At 58.1% G+C, this 17,021-nt stretch carries 16 protein-coding genes; 6 read left to right on the top strand and 10 right to left on the bottom strand.

Annotated features, from left to right (window positions below; genetic code table 11):
* Window positions 1-11: 11 nt before the first annotated feature.
* The 10 genes from PHA01_RS24070 to PHA01_RS24025 form a co-directional block, all read right to left on the bottom strand.
* A complete protein-coding gene (locus tag PHA01_RS24070; protein ID WP_271898828.1) occupies window positions 12-890 on the bottom strand; it encodes a heme/hemin ABC transporter substrate-binding protein in 879 nt (292 codons plus the stop codon).
* Between the two features lie 9 nt (window positions 891-899).
* On the bottom strand, window positions 900-1,958 hold the full coding sequence (locus PHA01_RS24065; RefSeq protein WP_271898827.1) for a hemin-degrading factor: 1,059 nt from the start codon (window positions 1,956-1,958) through the stop codon (window positions 900-902).
* 22 nt (window positions 1,959-1,980) lie between these two features.
* Complete coding sequence (hemP, locus tag PHA01_RS24060) at window positions 1,981-2,190, bottom strand: hemin uptake protein HemP (RefSeq protein WP_271898826.1); 210 nt, start codon at window positions 2,188-2,190, stop codon at window positions 1,981-1,983.
* A 301-nt stretch (window positions 2,191-2,491) separates the two neighbouring features.
* Window positions 2,492-3,439 (bottom strand): substrate-binding domain-containing protein, encoded by a 948-nt coding sequence (locus PHA01_RS24055; protein ID WP_271898825.1) that lies wholly within the window; start codon window positions 3,437-3,439, stop codon window positions 2,492-2,494.
* Window positions 3,440-3,552: 113 nt separating this feature from the next.
* Window positions 3,553-4,563 (bottom strand): ABC transporter permease, encoded by a 1,011-nt coding sequence (locus PHA01_RS24050; RefSeq protein ID WP_271898824.1) that lies wholly within the window; start codon window positions 4,561-4,563, stop codon window positions 3,553-3,555.
* The gene (locus PHA01_RS24045) at window positions 4,560-6,107 is read right to left on the bottom strand and encodes a sugar ABC transporter ATP-binding protein (protein WP_271898823.1); all 1,548 of its coding nucleotides are present in this window, start codon (window positions 6,105-6,107) and stop codon (window positions 4,560-4,562) included. Before PHA01_RS24045 ends, PHA01_RS24050 begins: the two co-directional genes overlap by 4 nt.
* Complete coding sequence (locus tag PHA01_RS24040) at window positions 6,107-7,279, bottom strand: Gfo/Idh/MocA family protein (RefSeq protein ID WP_271898822.1); 1,173 nt, start codon at window positions 7,277-7,279, stop codon at window positions 6,107-6,109. The genes PHA01_RS24045 and PHA01_RS24040 overlap by 1 nt, the downstream gene beginning before the upstream one ends.
* 11 nt (window positions 7,280-7,290) lie before the next feature.
* The gene (locus PHA01_RS24035; RefSeq protein ID WP_224506574.1) at window positions 7,291-8,346 is read right to left on the bottom strand and encodes a sugar phosphate isomerase/epimerase family protein; all 1,056 of its coding nucleotides are present in this window, start codon (window positions 8,344-8,346) and stop codon (window positions 7,291-7,293) included.
* A gap of 27 nt (window positions 8,347-8,373) precedes the next feature.
* Window positions 8,374-9,390 (bottom strand): LacI family DNA-binding transcriptional regulator, encoded by a 1,017-nt coding sequence (locus PHA01_RS24030; RefSeq protein ID WP_224506654.1) that lies wholly within the window; start codon window positions 9,388-9,390, stop codon window positions 8,374-8,376.
* A gap of 100 nt (window positions 9,391-9,490) precedes the next feature.
* Complete coding sequence (locus PHA01_RS24025; RefSeq protein ID WP_271898821.1) at window positions 9,491-10,516, bottom strand: Ldh family oxidoreductase; 1,026 nt, start codon at window positions 10,514-10,516, stop codon at window positions 9,491-9,493.
* A gap of 85 nt (window positions 10,517-10,601) precedes the next feature.
* Here PHA01_RS24025 and PHA01_RS24020 point away from each other — a divergent pair, with 85 nt between their 5' ends.
* From PHA01_RS24020 to PHA01_RS23995, 6 genes are read left to right on the top strand one after another with little or no spacing between them, the layout of a single operon-like run.
* Window positions 10,602-11,312, top strand: coding sequence for a GntR family transcriptional regulator (locus tag PHA01_RS24020; RefSeq protein WP_271898820.1), 711 nt, complete (start codon window positions 10,602-10,604; stop codon window positions 11,310-11,312).
* Between the two features lie 54 nt (window positions 11,313-11,366).
* Complete coding sequence (locus PHA01_RS24015; protein WP_271898819.1) at window positions 11,367-12,299, top strand: SMP-30/gluconolactonase/LRE family protein; 933 nt, start codon at window positions 11,367-11,369, stop codon at window positions 12,297-12,299.
* Between the two features lie 41 nt (window positions 12,300-12,340).
* Window positions 12,341-13,471 (top strand): sugar ABC transporter substrate-binding protein, encoded by a 1,131-nt coding sequence (locus PHA01_RS24010; protein WP_224506578.1) that lies wholly within the window; start codon window positions 12,341-12,343, stop codon window positions 13,469-13,471.
* 56 nt (window positions 13,472-13,527) lie between these two features.
* Window positions 13,528-15,054, top strand: coding sequence for a sugar ABC transporter ATP-binding protein (locus tag PHA01_RS24005; protein ID WP_417021027.1), 1,527 nt, complete (start codon window positions 13,528-13,530; stop codon window positions 15,052-15,054).
* Window positions 15,051-16,031 (top strand): ABC transporter permease, encoded by a 981-nt coding sequence (locus PHA01_RS24000; RefSeq protein ID WP_271898818.1) that lies wholly within the window; start codon window positions 15,051-15,053, stop codon window positions 16,029-16,031. The genes PHA01_RS24005 and PHA01_RS24000 overlap by 4 nt, the downstream gene beginning before the upstream one ends.
* The gene (locus PHA01_RS23995) at window positions 16,028-17,014 is read left to right on the top strand and encodes an ABC transporter permease (protein ID WP_271898817.1); all 987 of its coding nucleotides are present in this window, start codon (window positions 16,028-16,030) and stop codon (window positions 17,012-17,014) included. The genes PHA01_RS24000 and PHA01_RS23995 overlap by 4 nt, the downstream gene beginning before the upstream one ends.
* Window positions 17,015-17,021 lie beyond the last annotated feature (7 nt).

Here is a 17,021-nt window from a genome sequence, read left to right as displayed (position 1 = left end):
GACAGACTCGCTCATTGGCTCGCTTCAGATCCGTAGAATGCCTTGGCCAGATCATGCACCGCTTTTGCCGTCCGCGGCCCGAAGCCGAGCAGATACTGCCCGCCCATGCGCACGATGTTCTTTGATTGGCCGGCAGGCGTCGCTGCAATTGCCTTGTTGGCCAGAAGGTCGGCATCAGCTATAGCGCGCGGACCGTGGACATCCATCACGAGAATCACATCCGGCTGTGCCGTGAGGATCGCTTCCTCTGTCATTGTTTTGTAGCCGGAATATCCAGTGACGACGTTGTCGCCGCCTGCAAGTTCGATAATGCCGTCAGCCGCCGTCTTGGTGCCTGCTGCCATGATCTTGCCGCCTGTGGCACTCAGGACGAAGAGCACACGTTTGCGGGTCTTGATATTTTTGGTTTCGGCTTCTGCTGCCGCCAATTCCTTCTCGACTTTGGCAGATAGCTTCTCGGCCTTGTCTTCAACGCCAAGTGCCTTGCCGACAATCCGGATTTTTTCCGACACACTTTCGGCGGTGTAGTTTTCGGGAACGAACACGAAAGGCACGCTGGCTTTTTTCAACACGTCGATAGCTTCACGCGGGCCCGAACCTTCGACGGCAATGATCGCAGTCGGGTTAATCGACAAAACGCCTTCCGGCGACAACGCACGCATGTATCCGACGTCAGGTATCTTGTGCACAGCTTCGGGGAAAACGCTGGTCGTATCGCGACCGACCAACCGTCCCTCTTCACCCAGATCATAGATGATCTCGGTGATCGACCCGCCGATGGAGACTACACGACTTGCATCGGGAATGGGGCCGGAGATTTCTTCGGCAACTGCATTCGCCGGCAGCGCCAGAATGCCAAGCGCTGCTACCATGAGGGGAAATCTGTTCATTGTCATTTCCTATGCCGCGGCGCGCATGAGGCGTGGCAGAGCTTCGACAAGCTGACGCCAATCGCCACGTTCGCCGGAGCCCTCATGGCGCTTGCCGAAGAACTGGACGATCATGTCGCCCTCGACGCCATAGGCTTCGAGCGAGGTAACATGCCCGTCCTTGGTAGGCTTGCGCACTGCCCAAAGCTCGGCAATGTGATCGGTACGCAGATGCATATGAAAGGTTTCGTCGAGGATGTTGATCCACGGACCCATCGGCTTCACGTTGTGAATTGGTCCCGAATGAATCTGGATGCAGCCGCGATTACCGACAAAGCACATGATCGGCAGTTGCTCCTGCGCTGCATCGTGCATCATTGCGGTCAATGCGGCCGTATCGAGTTGCCACGCGTAGTCTTGTCCGATCACCTGTACCGCCTGATGACGGGTCATATTCAGTGAACGCAGGATGCCGAAAAATTCGTGTACATCCTTCATCTGGGTCCAGCGGTCGCGCAAGCCGGTCGCGTCCAACTCTTCAAGCTCTGCGGTTTTTTCCTCCGGCTTCGGCAGGGCTGTCAGTTGCACGGACTGTGACTGATCATCGAGACGAAGTTTGGCTACGAGAGTTTGGTAGGCTTCCAGATTGGAGGCTGGGCGAAGGTGGATCTTGTGGATGGCCTCGCCGGCTGCATCGAAAAATTGCAGGCTGCGGCGTACGTCTTCGCCGTCCTGCTTTTCGACGGCAAAGCCATGTGCCCAGGCATTGGGAAAAAGCCGCATATCGATCTGCTCGCCGAGCAGCATGGAGGCGTGCTTGCCAACGATCGGCTTGTCATAGACACCGATCTTCTCATGTACGGCGCTTTCGTTGCGGGTGAGCGCCATCACTTCGCCAAGCGATTCGATTTCAGTCAGAAAGGTTTCGATGTGCGGGTTGATGCGAACGACATTGATCCCGCAATTGGCGGCCACCAGATCGGCTTCCGAGATCTGCAGCTGTTGCGCAAGATCGCGCTCGCGCATTTTCGGGTTGTCCGCCCGCGCCTGCCGAATTGCCTCGGGTGTTGGTTTTACTGCGTCAGTCATGTTTCTAGCCTGTTGATGGGAACTATTTATTCAGGATCAGTTTGCCCTGCCGGGTGATTTTGAGTCGGTAGAGAGAGCCAGCGTGTTCAATACCAACCTCATTGGTGCCGTCGAAAAGGATGTCGCTACCGTAGACGCGGATGTCCTTTTGTATCGACGCGGAAAGATTGGCGCGAACCGGCGCAGTGTTGGGGAGACGCACCTGCATATCGATGATTTGACGTGGGGACATGGCAGTGAGCCTTTTCTGTTCCTTTTTGTCCGGGACAACGCTGCCCGCATCATCCCGCTTATTTAAACTTGACTATCTTATTCATCTTTATTACTCAACCTAAACGAGAGTCAATAACTCAAGTTAAAAAGACCTGCCAATTTGCAGCAAGCATTGGCCATAGCATGACCGCTGTTACAGCCATATTCCTGCTTGCCGCAACAGGGTGGCGTCGGGGTTAGAGTCCCCCCGGCGCCAACCCTGACCAAACAAAAAGGGCCCTTGCGGGCCCTTTCTTTTTCAATGGGATATGCGTCTCAGATCAGAAGGGCGAATCCGGGAAGTAGAACTCCTTGGCGTTATCCTTGGTGACCAGTGTGGCATCGAGGATGTATTTGCCGCGCACAGGAACCTGGTCGTAGAAGTTTGCGACCGTGAGTTCCATTGCCGTCGCAATCATTGAAGGCGGATAGAGCACGTTGATCGGTGTCATTGCATCGCCGTCGGCAACGCGCTTGATCATGTCCTTCATGCCGGCACCGCCGATGACCATCTTGATGTCAGTGCGCTTTGCCTGGCTGATGGCCTCGAGTACGCCGACAGCCATATCGTCATCCTGGCACCACACAGCGTCGATCTTCGGAAATTTGGTCAGGTAGTCCTGCATGATCTTGAAGGCATCGTCGCGCGACCAGTTACCAAACTGCTTGTCGAGAACCTTGATGCCGCTGCCGGCGATTGCATCGTCAAAACCCTTCTGGCGCTCTTCGTCGATGACGATCGGCAGACCACGGATAACGACGACATCGCCTGTCTTCAGCGTATCCTTGAGGTACTCGCCAGCGACGCGGCCGAGCTCCGGGTTGTTACCGGCAACGTAGAGATCCTGAATCGTCGGATCCGACAGAGCGCGGTCAACCACGGTGACAAACACGCCCTTTTCCTTGACCTGACGCAGCGGATCGGTCAGTTCGTCGGAATTGTGCGGCAGCGTAACGAGGGCGTCGATGCCCTGCGTCGTCAGATCTTCCAGTGCATTTGCCTGCGATGCACCATCCGGCGAAGTCTTGATGGTGATCTTGAGGCCCGGATGAGCAGCTTCAAGAAGCTTGGCAGCCCGTTCGGCGTGGTAGACAACGCCGCCTGTCCAGCCATGATCTGCCGCCGGAATGGAGACAGCGATGTTGACCTCTTTTTTGTCCTGAGCGTAGGCGAAGGTCATGGTCGAAGCGAGCGCCGCCCCGGCAAGACCGATCAAAAGTTTACGCATTTGGTTTCTCCCAATTTAGCTCGGGCCTTGATTGCGGCTCGGTGGGTGGCCCTTTTCCCCCCGTTCCCTTAGAAGGAGCAGCCTCCCGCCCCCTTATGTGTATAGTCTGCCGACTATTTTTTCTTTTGCAGCGTTCGTTGAACCAGCATGGCGATAATGATGATCGTGCCCTGTACCGCGCCGATCAGATATTCACTGACGATATTCGAAAGCACCATGATGTTGCCGACGATCTCCAGCATGAAGGCGCCGCAGATCGTCCCCCAGATGCGGCCGACACCGCCACGCAGTGCAGTGCCGCCGATGACCACTGCGGTGATCGCCTGCAGCTCCCATAGCATGCCTGTTGTCGTGGTCGCGGCGCCGAGGCGGGGGACGTAGACGACGACGGCGATGGCGACGCAGATGCCTTGAATGATATAGGTCATGGCGCGGACGCGATTGACGTGGATCCCCGAATATTTTGCCACATCCTCGTTTGAACCGACAGCGACCACATGCCGTCCGAACGACGTCTTGTAAAGGATGAACGCGCCGAGCAGGCCCGCGGCGATGATGACCCATACCGGTATCGGCAGGCCGAGAAACACGCCGGTGTAGACCGGGCGGAACATATTGCGCATCGCAATGGATTTCATTGCGATCGAACCGCCATCCGCCAGCCAGACCGTGACCGACCGGAAGATCGCCATGGTGCCGAGCGTGACGATGAAGGGTTCTATCTTGCCGATGGTGATAACGGCGCCGTTGAGCAGCCCCGCAAGAGCGCCGACACCGATCGCAACGACAATGCCCGTGGCCAGCATGGCCATGTCGCCATCGATTGCTCCCGAATTCAGGAACAGGATCATGATGCCGGCGACAAGCGCCGCCATGGAACCAACCGACAGATCGAGACCGCCGGCGGAGATGACGAATGTCGCGCCAATCGCAATGATCGCTATGAATGACGACCGGGTGAGGACGTTGAGCAGGTTGTCGATCGACAGGAAATTTGGATTGACCAGCGCGCCGAGAACGAACAACGCGGCAAGCGCCAGGAATGGCGCAACGGCCGTCTTGTCGAGATCCGCCAGCTTGCGGCCAAAACCGCGTGTGTCGGTGATTGTTTTCGTGTCGGTCATGCGTTCCCCGCCGAGTAAAGCTCTGCTTCGTTGATTTTGACGCCCGTGGCGTAGACGACGATTTCGTCTTCGGTCATTGCCTCGCCTGTAACCTCGCCGACAATGCGTGACGAACGCATGACGAGTATGCGGTGGCATATGCCGATGAGTTCCTGCATTTCCGAGGAGATCACGATGACCGACTTGCCGGTTTTGGCGAGATCGGAAATGAATTTATAGATCTGTTCCTTGGTGCCGATATCGATGCCGCGTGTCGGCTCGTCGATGATGACGATGCTGGGTTCAAGCAGCATCATCTTGGCCAAAAGCAGCTTTTGCTGGTTGCCGCCGGAGAGCTGTCCGGCGAGAAGGTCGCGGCGACGGGCGCGAATATCGAAATCGCTGATCGCCTTGTCGAGGCTGTTATCCTCACGCTTGCGCTCGATGAGCGGACCTCTGGTAAACTTCTCCAGCGTTGCCAGCGTGAGGTTCGTGCGCAGATCCTGCGCAAGGAGTAGCCCTTTGCCCTTGCGATCTTCGCTCAGGTAAACGATGCCCGCAGCCATACTGTCGCGAACTGTCTTGAACTTGACTGGATTGCCGTTGAGCTTGACCTCGCCATGGCCGGTGCGCAACCCGACGATGCCTTCAAGAAGTTCGGTCCTGCCAGCGCCAATCAGCCCTGCAAAGCCCAAAATCTCGCCTTTGCGCAAGGTGAACGATGCATCGCGTGCATATCCGGGAACATCGAAGTTCTGGACCTCCAGCACGTTCTGATGGCTCGCCGTATCTTCGCGCTCCGGATAGAGCTTCGACATATCACGCCCGACCATCAGCCGCGCCATATCCACCGGCTGCAGTTCCGAGGCTTCGCGCGTGGCGATGAGCTTGCCGTCGCGCAGCACCGTTATACGGTCGGCGATTGCACCAACCTCGGGCAGGCGATGCGAGATGTAAAGGATAGCCACGCCCTTGTCCCGAAGGTCGCGGATAACTTTCAGCAGCGCTTCCGTTTCGAACGGTGTCAGCGACGCGGTCGGCTCATCGAAGATCACGACGCGATGCGGCACCTGAAGTGCGCGAGCGATCTGGACCAGTTGGCGCCGGGCGATGGAAAGCCGCGAAATCTGCGTCGTCGGATCGATATCGGCTCCGAGACTTTGCACAGCCTCGGCCGATTGGCGGTTCATCTCGCGGTCATTGACCATAAGCCCGCGTTTCAACTCGCGTCCCATGAAGATGTTTTGCGCGACGGTCAGGTCCGGCGCCAGCAATATCTCCTGGTGCACCAGCACCAGGCCACGATGTTCCGCGTCGACCGGTCCGGCGAAACTTACCGGTTCCCCGTCCATCGCGACGGTGCCGCGCGTCGGCTGGAGGTGTCCGCTCAGGAGTTTCATCAGCGTCGACTTGCCGGCACCGTTTTCGCCGATGATGGCATGCACCTCGCCGGGCATGACGCGCAGGCTGATGTCCGTCAATACCTCGACCGGACCGAACGCCTTGGCTATACCGCGTGCTTCAAGCACTGGCACTGCCGCAGCCTTGGTTGGGTTGTCGCTCATCACACCTTCGTCCAAACGCCGCCCGCCTTGGACGACTTCACCGCAGCCTCGATGAATTCCATCCCCGCAAGCCCATCGTCCACAGTCGGAAAAATCACATCCTTAGGCTGCTTTTTTCCACTTCGTGCAGCAATGATCGCCTGCGCAGCCTCGGCGTAGATATTCGCGAAGCCCTCGAGATAGCCTTCCGGATGGCCGGACGGAACGCGGGTCAAACGCGCTGCCTCCCGCGATGCGCCAGCACCTCCGCGCGTGAGCAATTGCTTCGGTTTGCCGAAAGGCGTGTACCAGAGATAGTTCGGATCGGCCTGCGTCCATTCCAGCCCGCCCTTGGTGCCGTAGATGCGCAGCTTGAGGCCGTTCTCATTGCCTGGCGCCACCTGGCTCGCCCAGATCATGCCCTTGGCACCGCCCTCGAAGCGCATGAGGATCTGCACATCGTCGTCGAGCACCCTGCCCTCGCCAAAACTGGTGAGCTCAGCGCAGAGCTGCTTGAGCTTGAGGCCTGAAACGAAGCAGGCAAGATTATAGGCGTGCGTGCCGATATCGCCGATGGCACCGCCTGCACCCGAGCGCTTCGGATCAATGCGCCATTCGGCCTGCTTGTTGCCTGTGGCTTCGGTTTTTTCCGTCATCCAGTCTTGCGGATATTCGGCCTGCACAACCCGAATGTCACCGAGCACGCCTTTTGCCACCATGGCGCGCGCCTGCCGCATCATTGGATAGCCGGTGTAATTATGCGTGACGATGAAAAGCTTGCCGGTCTTGTTGACCAGCGACACGAGTTCCTTGGCCTCCTTGACCGTGGTGGTCAGCGGTTTGTCGCAGATGACGTGGATACCCGCTTTCAGGAATGCCTTTGCCGCCGGGGCGTGCATGTGGTTCGGCGTGACAATGGAAACCGCTTCGATGCCGTCAGGACGCTTGGCCTCGGCCTTCGCCATCTCCTCGAACGAGGTGTAGGCGCGGTCTTCGGCGATACCGATTTCCTTCGCGGAAGCTCTGGCGCGCGCCGGATCGGAAGAAAGCGCGCCTGCGACGAGCTCATACTGATCGTCCATGCGCAGTGCAATGCGGTGGACCGCGCCGATAAACGCGCCCTGCCCGCCACCAACCATACCGATACGGATGCGGCGGCTTGCGGATTTCTCCTTGGATGCTCCAATAGCCATTGTTCGATCCTCTATTTCAGGCCAAGAATACGGCGATTGGCCGCGTCATCGGTACCAGAGCCGGCAAAATCATCGAAAGCGCGCTCGGTGACGCGGATCAGGTGCGCGTCGATGAACTGCGCACCTTCGCGTGCGCCATCCTCCGGGTGCTTCAAGGCGCATTCCCATTCAAGCACTGCCCAACCATCGAAATCATAGGCGGTCAGCTTGGAGAAGACCGCACCGAAATCAACCTGTCCGTCGCCGAGCGAGCGGAAACGGCCTGCACGATCGACCCACGACTGGTAGCCGCCATAAACGCCCTGCCGTCCGGTCGGATTGAACTCGGCGTCCTTGACGTGGAAGGCTTTGATCTTCTCGTGGTAGATGTCGATATAGTCGAGGTAGTCGAGCTGCTGCAGGACGAAGTGAGACGGATCATAGAGCAGATTGGCGCGGGAATGATTTTTCACCCGCTCAAGGAACATCTCGTAGGTTATTCCGTCGTGCAGGTCTTCACCGGGATGGATCTCATAGGCTGCATCGACACCTTGCTCGTCGAAATAATTCAGGATTGGTGTCCAGCGTTTCGCCAGTTCATCGAATGCCGCTTCAACGAGACCCGCCGGACGCTGCGGAAACGGATAAAGGAACGGCCAGGCGAGTGCGCCGGAGAACGTCGGTATAGCCTTCAGGCCGAGGTGTTTTGAAGCGCGCGCGGCACGCTTGAGCTGATCCACTGCCCACTCTTGCCGCGCCTTTGGATTGCCATGCACTTCCGGGGCGGCAAAGCCGTCCATCAACTCGTCATAGACAGGATGAACCGCAACGAGCTGGCCCTGAAGGTGGGTCGCGAGTTCGGTGATGGTCAGGCCATGCGAAGCGGCGACACCGGCGATCTCGTCGCAGTAGTCCTTCGAATCCGAAGCCTTCTTCAGATCGATGAGGCGCCCATCCCAAGCCGGTATCTGGATTCCCTTGTAGCCCAGCCCTGCTGCCCATCCACACATGGCATCAAGCGAGTTGAACGGCGCTGCATCGCCCGCAAACTGCGCGAGGAAAATGGCCGGTCCCTTGATCGTCTTCATGTCAATCCTCCAATTCCAGATTTGCCGTCAAGGCATGTTGTCCCTGAGAAATATATCGATGCGAATATGTTCCTGACCCGGCACGATCGGACGTCCCTCGCGCAATGCAGTCAGGATGCGGGCAGCGCTGCGCGCCATATGACCCGTATCCTGATTAATGAGCGCGTCGACTGTGCCGCGTACGAGATGGCGGCGCGTCGAGGGCGTCAGTTCGTGCGCGACGAAGATGACATCGGAAACGTGGTTTGTCGCTTCGAGCGCAGCGATGACGCCTGCTTGCCCGCCGCCAGCATTGTAAATGGCGACAAGGTCCGGATGGTCCCGCAGCAACGATCGGGCAACGGCCTCAACGCGTGCGTTCTCGTCGCGCGCCTCGCGCACCGGGAGCACTTCGAGGTTTGGATATTCTCGGGAGAGTATCTGTTCGAAACCGAATTGGCGCTCGACGTGATCGCGCAATGCCAGCGACCCGGCGATCATGCCGACCTTGCCCTTGCGCGGCCCGACGAAGCGGCCGATCAGCGAGGCGGCTGTCCGTCCGGCGGCAAAGTTGTCGATGCCGACATAATGCGCCCGCCGAGAATTCGGTACGTCGGACACGAGGGTAAGGACGACCACACCGGCGTCTGCCAGCGCGTTGATCGCCTCGGTGACGGCTGGATGATCAAGCGCAACGACGGCGACACCGTCGATGCCGGACGGGAGCCTTTCGAGAGCAGCCGCCAGCGCCTCGCCGTCGAACGTATCGACGTGCTGGATCGACAGGCGGACACGCTCTTGCAATTGCCGCTCGCGCGTGGCGCGGAACTCGGCGCCAAGGGCCATCATGAATTCATTTTCGCCGGTCGGCAGAATGATGCGGAAATCATAGTCGCGTCCGCGAGCGAGCCGGGACGCATGTGGATCGGGTAGAAAGCCCAGCTGTTTGATGGCCGCATTGACGCGTTCGATGGTGCGCGCGTGCACACCGATCCTTCCGTTCACGACACGATCGACCGTTGCTAAACTGACACCGGCTTCTCGGGCGACGTCTTCGAGCGTCATCTTCCCCACGAGAATTCTCCTCCGCCTAAAGTCTTAGATCAGCGAAATGAGGTGTGCAACTCTTTTTGAGTGGTTTTGATGGGAAAAATTGGTGGTCCGACTAAAAGCCAAGAAACGCCGCTGTGTCGGGGTCGAGCGGTATGCCGTCTCGCAGGCGCTGTTCTTCCACGGCCCATTCGCGATCGCCCGGCGCCATGACCTTCCCGCCATCAACGGCGGGAACTGCCCGAAGCTGATCGAGATAGGCACGTATGCCTGCGGCGAAGATGTTCGCGCCTGCGAAGCGTGCAGGATCGATAGCCAGAACGAAATGTCCCATATTGCGCGGCGTTGAGATGTCGTCGCTGTCGACCATCGGGATAAAATCAGGGTCGAGTGTCGTACCTGTCAGTACGGCGGAAAGTAGTGTCGCGACCCCGGCAAGTCCGGCACCCTTGAAACCGAAATCCGCACCGCCAAGTGGCAACAGGATCTGCGCAACACTCGGATCGCGGGTCGGGGCGCCGGCCGCGTCCGCTGCAACGCCTTCAGGCAACTCTTTATCCAAGGAACGGTAAAGCAGGACGCGGTTGAGCGGGATGGACGAAGTTGCCATGTCGAGCAGCCATGGTTTTTCACCCTTAACCGGCGCGGCAAAGGCAAGCGGGTTGGTTCCGTGAAATGGCTCGGCACCGTCGAAGAGCGCCACGACCGAATTGGTATTGGTGGTGGCAAAGCCGATCATGCCTGCTTCCGCAATGGCGAGCGCATAAGCGCCTGCAGCCCCAAGATGTGAGGAACGGGTCGCGCCAACGGCACCTATGCCGCTTTCCCGGGCGAGCTCGATGGCGACAGCCACAGCGCGATATGCGGTTAGGTGGCCAAGCCCATTGTCGCCGTCGACCATGGCCGTGGCAGGACCCGTGCGGTGGCAGGAAACAGCAGCTCGCGGATTGACGCGCCCACCGCGCAGGACCTTGCAATAATGGGTGATCAATCGGGCGCCATGACTGTCCACGCCGAGGAGAGATGCGTGCATCAGGGCTTTTGTCGTAGCGGCTGCTCCCTCATCAGGGACGCCTTCGGCCACAAGCGCGGCCAGCAGGCGTTTCGCAAGCTCATCAGCCTTAACGAGAATTTCCGCCATCTGCTTCACCATCCCTACAAGTATCTAGGTGTCTATACGGCTAATATATGATATCTCAGATATAAGTACGACAGGAGATGTCTTTGTGACCCTGACGCTTGCAAGAGGTCCTTCACTGACGGAACAGGCGGCCGCGCATATTCGCAGCCGCATTGTACACGGAACGCTGCAGTGTGGCGAACCCTTGTCGGAACTCGCGCTGGCTCAGGAACTGGGCGTCAGCAAGACTCCGGTACGCGAGGCGCTTCTGGAACTGAAGCGTCAGGGCCTTGTCGAGATCCACCCCCAGCGTGGTACCTTCGTCTTCGAAATGAGTTCGGTCCAGGTTGTGCAACTTGCCGAGATGCGTTCCATACTCGAACTCGCCGCCGTTCGTTTGGTCATGGACCGCAATCGGGATGCCCTGCGCCGCCGTTGGGCGGAGCTTGTCGCTGACATGGACGTGGCGATGGCAAATGGAAACACGCAGGATTACCGCGTTCTCGACGGGATGTTCCATCAAGCAATGTTCGATCTCGCAGAAAATCAGTTTCTGTCCGAGACGTTCACCGTTATCGCGTTCCGCATCCAGGCATTGCGCAACCGGCTGTCACTCAATCCTGCACTCAATGAAAAGTCGCATGGAGAGCACAAGCGCCTGCTTGAGTTGGTTACGAGGGGCGACAATGAGAAGGTTGTGGAATTGCTGGCCTGGCATATGGAATGGACACGTTCTTCTTACATTGAATTGCTGGAGATGCCTGCAGCCGATAACAGACCAACACGTGAGCGGCGGCTGAAGACCGGGAAACGATAGCAGCCGTATAGGCTGCGTGAAAAGCATGACAAATCGGCATGGGAGAGCCAAATCATGGGAACGGGAGAGGACTTTCTTTCATCGGACGATGAACAGTTCGCGTCTTTTTTTCCGAATGGCGCCAGGCTGGAGCAGATCGCGACCGGCTTCATCTGGGCCGAAGGGCCGGTCTGGATCAACGAAACGCAAGAACTGCGCTTTTCTGACATTCCCAATAACCGGATGATGTCCTGGTCACAGGATAAAGGCTTGCAGGTGTTCCGGCAGCCGTCACAACGAACCAATGGCAGTACGCTGGACCGGACCGGTGCGATGATTTCCTGCGAACATGGCGGACGCTGTGTCAGCCGCACCGGCAAGGATGGCAGCTACGAGGTTCTCGCCACGCACTGGAAGGGCAAGCGCCTGAATTCTCCCAATGATGTGGTGGTCAAATCCGATGGTTCCATCTGGTTTACCGATCCGCCCTACGGCATCATTTCCGATCATGAAGGCATTCGTGCGCCAAGTGAGATCGGCAGCAATCAGGTTTACCGGCTGGATCCCGACACACATCTTGTAGAAGTCGTTGCGGATGATTTCGACAGGCCGAACGGTCTCGCCTTCTCCCCCAACGAAACTGTGCTCTACATCGCCGATTCCGGGCGTGCACGCGGTCACGGCTTCGGTTTCGACAATTCGCGTCCGCATAACGTGCGCGCTCTCGAGGTGATCGACGGAAGAAACCTTGGGAACAGCCGCGTGGTTGCGGAGATCGACATGGTGCCGGACGGACTGCGCGTCGACACCGAGGGGCTATTGTGGATATCCGCCGAGGACGGCGTTCACTGTTACACGCCTGATGGAAAAAGGCTTGGCCGGATTCTCGTGCCCGAGGTCGTCGCCAATCTCACCTTTGGCGGCCCGGAAAAGTCGCGGCTGTTCATTGCGGCTACGAGTTCGATCTATGCACTGGAGACGACACGGCGGGGTGTGCAAACCCCGTAATTGGCAAGCAAGACGATAATTAACAAGGAGGAGGAACCGAAATGAAAACGACACTTAAATATCTGTTGGCCGCTACAGCTGCCACTCTGGTGATGACGGTATCTGCCAATGCGGCGGGGCCCGAAATCGTCAAAGGTCCGAGCAAGGATGCGGAATGCTTCAAGCCGCTGACGGCGGAAACGAAGTTTTTCCAATGGCCCAAGAAGGCAGGCCCGTATCGCATAGCGCTTGCGAACGGTTTCATCGGCAACACCTGGCGTATCCAGATGATTCAGACCGCCAAGGCCTATGCTGCCTTGCCGGAGGTGAAGGCCAAGCTGAAGGAATTCAAGGTGGTCTCGACTGGCGACGATGTTGCTGCGCAGATCGCGGCAGTCGATAATTTCATCAATTCCGGCTATGACGCCATCGTCGTCAACGCGCAGAACCCGACGGCATTCAAGCCCGTCATCAAGCGTGCCAATGCCGCCGGCGTTATCCTCGTTGCTTTCGACAACACACTCGATACCGATGAGGCCGTCAATGTGAATGTCGATCAGAAGGGCCTTGGCGAATTGTGGGGCAACTGGCTTGTCAAGAATGTGCCTGGCAACAAAGGCAAGCTGCTTGAAGTTCGCGGCGTTACCGGCACGTCCGTCGATCGTGATCGTCACGAAGGCATTCAGGAAGTCCTGAAAAAATCTGGCGGAAAGTGGGAATCCGTAGAAGTTGTCGGCCGCTGGGATGACGGCACCGCGCAGAAGGTCGTGGCTGACGCCATTGCCGTGCACAAGCATTTCGATGGGGTTTCCGTTCAGGGCGGCTCGACCGGAACTGTGCGTGCCATGATCGACGCGAAACATCCCTTCGTTCCGGTGGGCGGTGAAACGGAGAATGGTTTCCGCAAGCTCTGCGCCGAATACTCCAAGGATGGATTGAAATGCACCTCTGCAGGTACTGGCCCTGCGCAGGTTGCCGTTGCCATCAAGACTGCGATTGCCGCACTTGAAGGAGAGGTCGTCCCGCAATCGATTTCGCTGCCCCTGTCCATCGTCGAAGATCCGAATTTCAAGGACGGCGACAGTTTCTATTCAAAAGAAACTGACAACTTCTTCGTTGGCAATTCCTTCCCGACCTGCGGCATCAATTTCAGTGCACAGGAAATCATGGGTCAGACCAAAGCCGATCAGTAAATCTGCAATGCCGGGGCGCAAGATGTGCGCCCCGGTTCTCTTTCTGAGGAGGTTTCGTGTCGGACGCTGCACCAATTCTGGAAATGAAACATGTCTCGAAGCGCTATGGCGGTATCGCCGCGCTGAACGAGGTGGATTTCGTCGCCTACCCAGGCGAGATTCACGCGGTTCTTGGCGAGAACGGCGCCGGCAAATCAACGCTGATCAAGATTGCCGCCGGTGTGACCGACCCGAGCGACGGCGAGGTCTTCGTCGACGGCCGGCGCGTCAATTTTCGCAATCCAACGGAGGCGATGGCCGCAGGCGTGGTCTGCGTGTTCCAGGAGCTCTCGTTACTGCCTGACCTGACGGTTGCGGATAATCTCTCGATCGTCTCCCCTCCCCTTCGCGGAGGATTGATCGATAGTGCTGGACAGCGTCAACGTGCGCGGGAACTCCTTGCGTCGATCGGCTGTGAGGATGTGCATCCGCTCGAACTCGTGCGCGACCTGCCGCTGTCACGGCGTCAGATGGTGGAAATCGCCAAGGCGCTCGGCAAAAAGCCGAAGCTGCTCATTTTGGACGAGGCGACGTCAGCATTGACAGCCGCTGATGTCGAACGTGTCTACGCGATCATTCGCAAGCTTCGATCCGAGGGCGTGGGTATTCTCTACGTTTCGCACCGGATGCATGAGATCGAGGCTCTTGCCGATGTTGCAACCGTTTTCCGCAATGGAAGGAGGATCGAAACGTTCCGGAAGGGTGAGCGCTCGGTCAGCGCCATCGTCCAGATGATGATTGGGCGCGAACTGACACATCACTATCCTGACAAGCCAGCGCCGAAGCCGGCAGAACCGGTAGCATTGTCGGCCAAAAACCTTTCATGGGGTGCCCAGTTGCGCGACATCTCACTTGATATTCGCAAGGGCGAAATCGTCGGACTGGGAGGATTGGACGGTCAGGGACAGCGTTCCCTGCTGTTGGCGCTTTTCGGTGTGCTCAAGGTTGTTTCAGGTACGGTCGAAATAATGGGCAAACCGCACCGTCTTTCGGGACCGCGTTCGGCAATGCGGGCTTCCTTGCCAATGGCGCTCATTCCCGAGGATCGAAAGACGGAGGGTCTGATGCTGCCGATGAATATTCGCGACAATATCAGTCTGGCTTCGTTGTCCCGGTTCCAGAAGGGATTGAGATTGGATGGCGGTAAAGAACATTCGGCTGTCGAAAGGATAATCGACAGCCTGAAAATCAAGATTTCCGATCTTGCCGCCGCAGTCTCCACACTGTCGGGTGGCAACCAGCAAAAGGTCGTGCTGGCTAAATGGTTGATGACCGATCCCGGCATCATCCTTCTCAATGACCCCACACGCGGTATCGATGTAGGCACCAAACAAGAGGTGTATCAGCTGCTTCGGGACCTTGCGGACAAAGGAGTGGCGGTACTCTTCTATTCTACAGACTATGCAGAGCTGATCGGCTGCTGCGACCGCGTTCTTGTCATGTATAACGGCGGCATCGCGCGGGAACTGGAAGGCGAGCACCTCAACGAGCGCACAATCATCGAGACGGCATTGAATGTCGATGACAAGGAACAGGCGGCATGAACGATCTTCGCCATCGCATCCATCACAATGGCGGGTTGCTCGCAGCTATCGGTCTCTTCATCGTGATGTTCGTTATCTATGTCAGCAATCATCCCGTCGGGCTGACGGCGGCCGTGGCGACCACGGCGTCCAACAAGGCGGTTCTGCTTGCGCTGGTCGCTATGGCGCAGACCTTGCCGGTGCTGACACGCGGCCTCGACCTTTCGGTAGGAATGGTCTTCATCCTTGCCAATTGTCTGGCGTCGGTCCTCGTGGTCGGCACGATCGGCGAAGGGTTCCTCGGTATTGCCATTGTGCTTGGTGCGGGTGCGCTGGCCGGTTTCATCAACGGGGCGATCATTGTCTGGGGCCGGCTGCAACCGATCATCACGACGCTTGCGACCGGTGCCGTATATTACGGCATCGCGCTCTATGTCCGTCCGGGCCCCGGAGGTGACGTGCAGTCGGATATCGCCGACTTTGCAACCGGCCAGCTCTTCGGCATCATACCGACAGCACTCATTGTGCTCCTTGCGATCGTGCTGATCGTCTGGGTACCTTACCGGAACTCCGTGCTTGGCCGTGCAGCCTATGCCGTAGGATCGAACGAGCAGGCCGCCTATATGTCCGGCGTTCCGGTGCAGCGGGCGAAGCTCCTTGCCTACACGCTTGCCGGTTTCCTTGCCGCCATCGGCGGACTGATGCTCACCTTCAACACCTATTCAGGCGAGGCATCGTCGCCGATCGCCGGAACCTATACGCTCAATTCCATCGCTGCGGTGGTGATTGGCGGGACGTCGCTGTTTGGCGGTTGGGGCTCGGCGATCGGATCGATCTTCGGCGCGTTCGTGCTTCGCACCATCGAAGATCTCCTGTTCGTGTTTGATCTGGATCCGTTGTGGCAGCCGCTGTTCCAAGGGGTCGTTCTGCTTGCGGCGGTAAGTCTCGGCGCATTGCGCGTCCTGCGTATTCGCAACCGCCTGGAGCTTTTCGCATGAGCGAGTCGAAACTTCCGGTCGCCACCATTCCTGCCCTGCGGTTTGCGTTCGACCGTTCGCTTGTCATCGCGTTCTCCTGCATCATCCTCATGCTGCTTGGCGGAGCGCTTTATTCCCGTGAATTCCTCTCACCGGAATATCTGCTGCAGCAACTGCAAATCAGCGCCTTTCTCGGTATCATCGCCTCGGGCGCAATGATGGTCATCCTGATCGGTCACATCGACCTTTCGATCCCGTGGACGGTGACGCTCGGCGCGATGATGGCGACGGCTATTGCGGGCTGGTTCGGCGAGACCGGCAATCTTCTCGCCATTCCGGTCGGGGTATTTTGCGGCGCGATGATCGGATTGCTGAATGGCCTTGGGGTGGCCTATTTGCGGCTGCCTTCGATGATTTTCACGCTTGGCATGAACGCCGTGGTGCAAGGGTTGATGGTGTTGCATACGGGCGGTTTTGCACCGCAGGACCATGCCACCGATGCGATGCATTTCCTGGCTGTCGGTCGGCCGATCTTCGGTATTCCGAATGCCCTGCTGATATGGGTCGTCGTTGGCGCGCTCACCATCTTCCTTTTGACTCGTACGGCATTCGGCCGGCGCGTCTATGCGGTGGGCAATCGCGAGGCTGCAGCTTACCTCTCCGGTGTGAATACCAATGCGGTGATCATCTGGTGTTTTGTTCTGTCGGGGGCGGCCGCCGCCTTTGCCGGTGTGCTACTGGCGGGTTATTCAACCAAGGCCTATCAGGCCATGGGTGATCCGTATTTATTGCCGGCCATTGCGGCCGTTGTCCTCGGCGGGACCAATATTCTCGGCGGCCGCGGCAACTACCTCGGTACGATTGCTGGCGTTATCCTGATCACCCTGCTGCAATCAATCCTCGCGGTTATGCAGATGCCGGAAGCTGGCCGGCAGATCATCTATGGCGTGGTTATTCTCGTTATGTTGCTCGCCTATGGGCGCGCCGAGATCGATCGAAAATAGCGGCAGG

The sequence above is a fragment of the Candidatus Phyllobacterium onerii genome (assembly GCF_028331445.1).
Classification (GTDB): domain Bacteria; phylum Pseudomonadota; class Alphaproteobacteria; order Rhizobiales; family Rhizobiaceae; genus Phyllobacterium; species Phyllobacterium onerii.
The sequence above is the reverse complement of the archived record's forward strand: the minus strand, read 5'-3'. Positions and strand labels throughout refer to the sequence as shown.

What these genes read in the sequence shown, in the direction of transcription:
- hemP (WP_271898826.1), bottom strand. Translation starts at nt 2,190, where the DNA reads ATGTCCCCACGTCAAATCATCGATATGCAGGTGCGTCTCCCCAACACT.
- PHA01_RS24055 (WP_271898825.1), bottom strand. Translation starts at nt 3,439, where the DNA reads ATGCGTAAACTTTTGATCGGTCTTGCCGGGGCGGCGCTCGCTTCGACC.
- PHA01_RS24030 (WP_224506654.1), bottom strand. Translation starts at nt 9,390, where the DNA reads ATGACGCTCGAAGACGTCGCCCGAGAAGCCGGTGTCAGTTTAGCAACG.
- PHA01_RS24065 (WP_271898827.1), bottom strand. Translation starts at nt 1,958, where the DNA reads ATGACTGACGCAGTAAAACCAACACCCGAGGCAATTCGGCAGGCGCGG.
- PHA01_RS24045 (WP_271898823.1), bottom strand. Translation starts at nt 6,107, where the DNA reads ATGAGCGACAACCCAACCAAGGCTGCGGCAGTGCCAGTGCTTGAAGCA.
- PHA01_RS24025 (WP_271898821.1), bottom strand. Translation starts at nt 10,516, where the DNA reads ATGGCGGAAATTCTCGTTAAGGCTGATGAGCTTGCGAAACGCCTGCTG.
- PHA01_RS24015 (WP_271898819.1), top strand. Translation starts at nt 11,367, where the DNA reads ATGGGAACGGGAGAGGACTTTCTTTCATCGGACGATGAACAGTTCGCG.
- PHA01_RS24035 (WP_224506574.1), bottom strand. Translation starts at nt 8,346, where the DNA reads ATGAAGACGATCAAGGGACCGGCCATTTTCCTCGCGCAGTTTGCGGGC.
- PHA01_RS24040 (WP_271898822.1), bottom strand. Translation starts at nt 7,279, where the DNA reads ATGGCTATTGGAGCATCCAAGGAGAAATCCGCAAGCCGCCGCATCCGT.
- PHA01_RS23995 (WP_271898817.1), top strand. Translation starts at nt 16,028, where the DNA reads ATGAGCGAGTCGAAACTTCCGGTCGCCACCATTCCTGCCCTGCGGTTT.
- PHA01_RS24010 (WP_224506578.1), top strand. Translation starts at nt 12,341, where the DNA reads ATGAAAACGACACTTAAATATCTGTTGGCCGCTACAGCTGCCACTCTG.
- PHA01_RS24050 (WP_271898824.1), bottom strand. Translation starts at nt 4,563, where the DNA reads ATGACCGACACGAAAACAATCACCGACACACGCGGTTTTGGCCGCAAG.
- PHA01_RS24000 (WP_271898818.1), top strand. Translation starts at nt 15,051, where the DNA reads ATGAACGATCTTCGCCATCGCATCCATCACAATGGCGGGTTGCTCGCA.
- PHA01_RS24070 (WP_271898828.1), bottom strand. Translation starts at nt 890, where the DNA reads ATGAACAGATTTCCCCTCATGGTAGCAGCGCTTGGCATTCTGGCGCTG.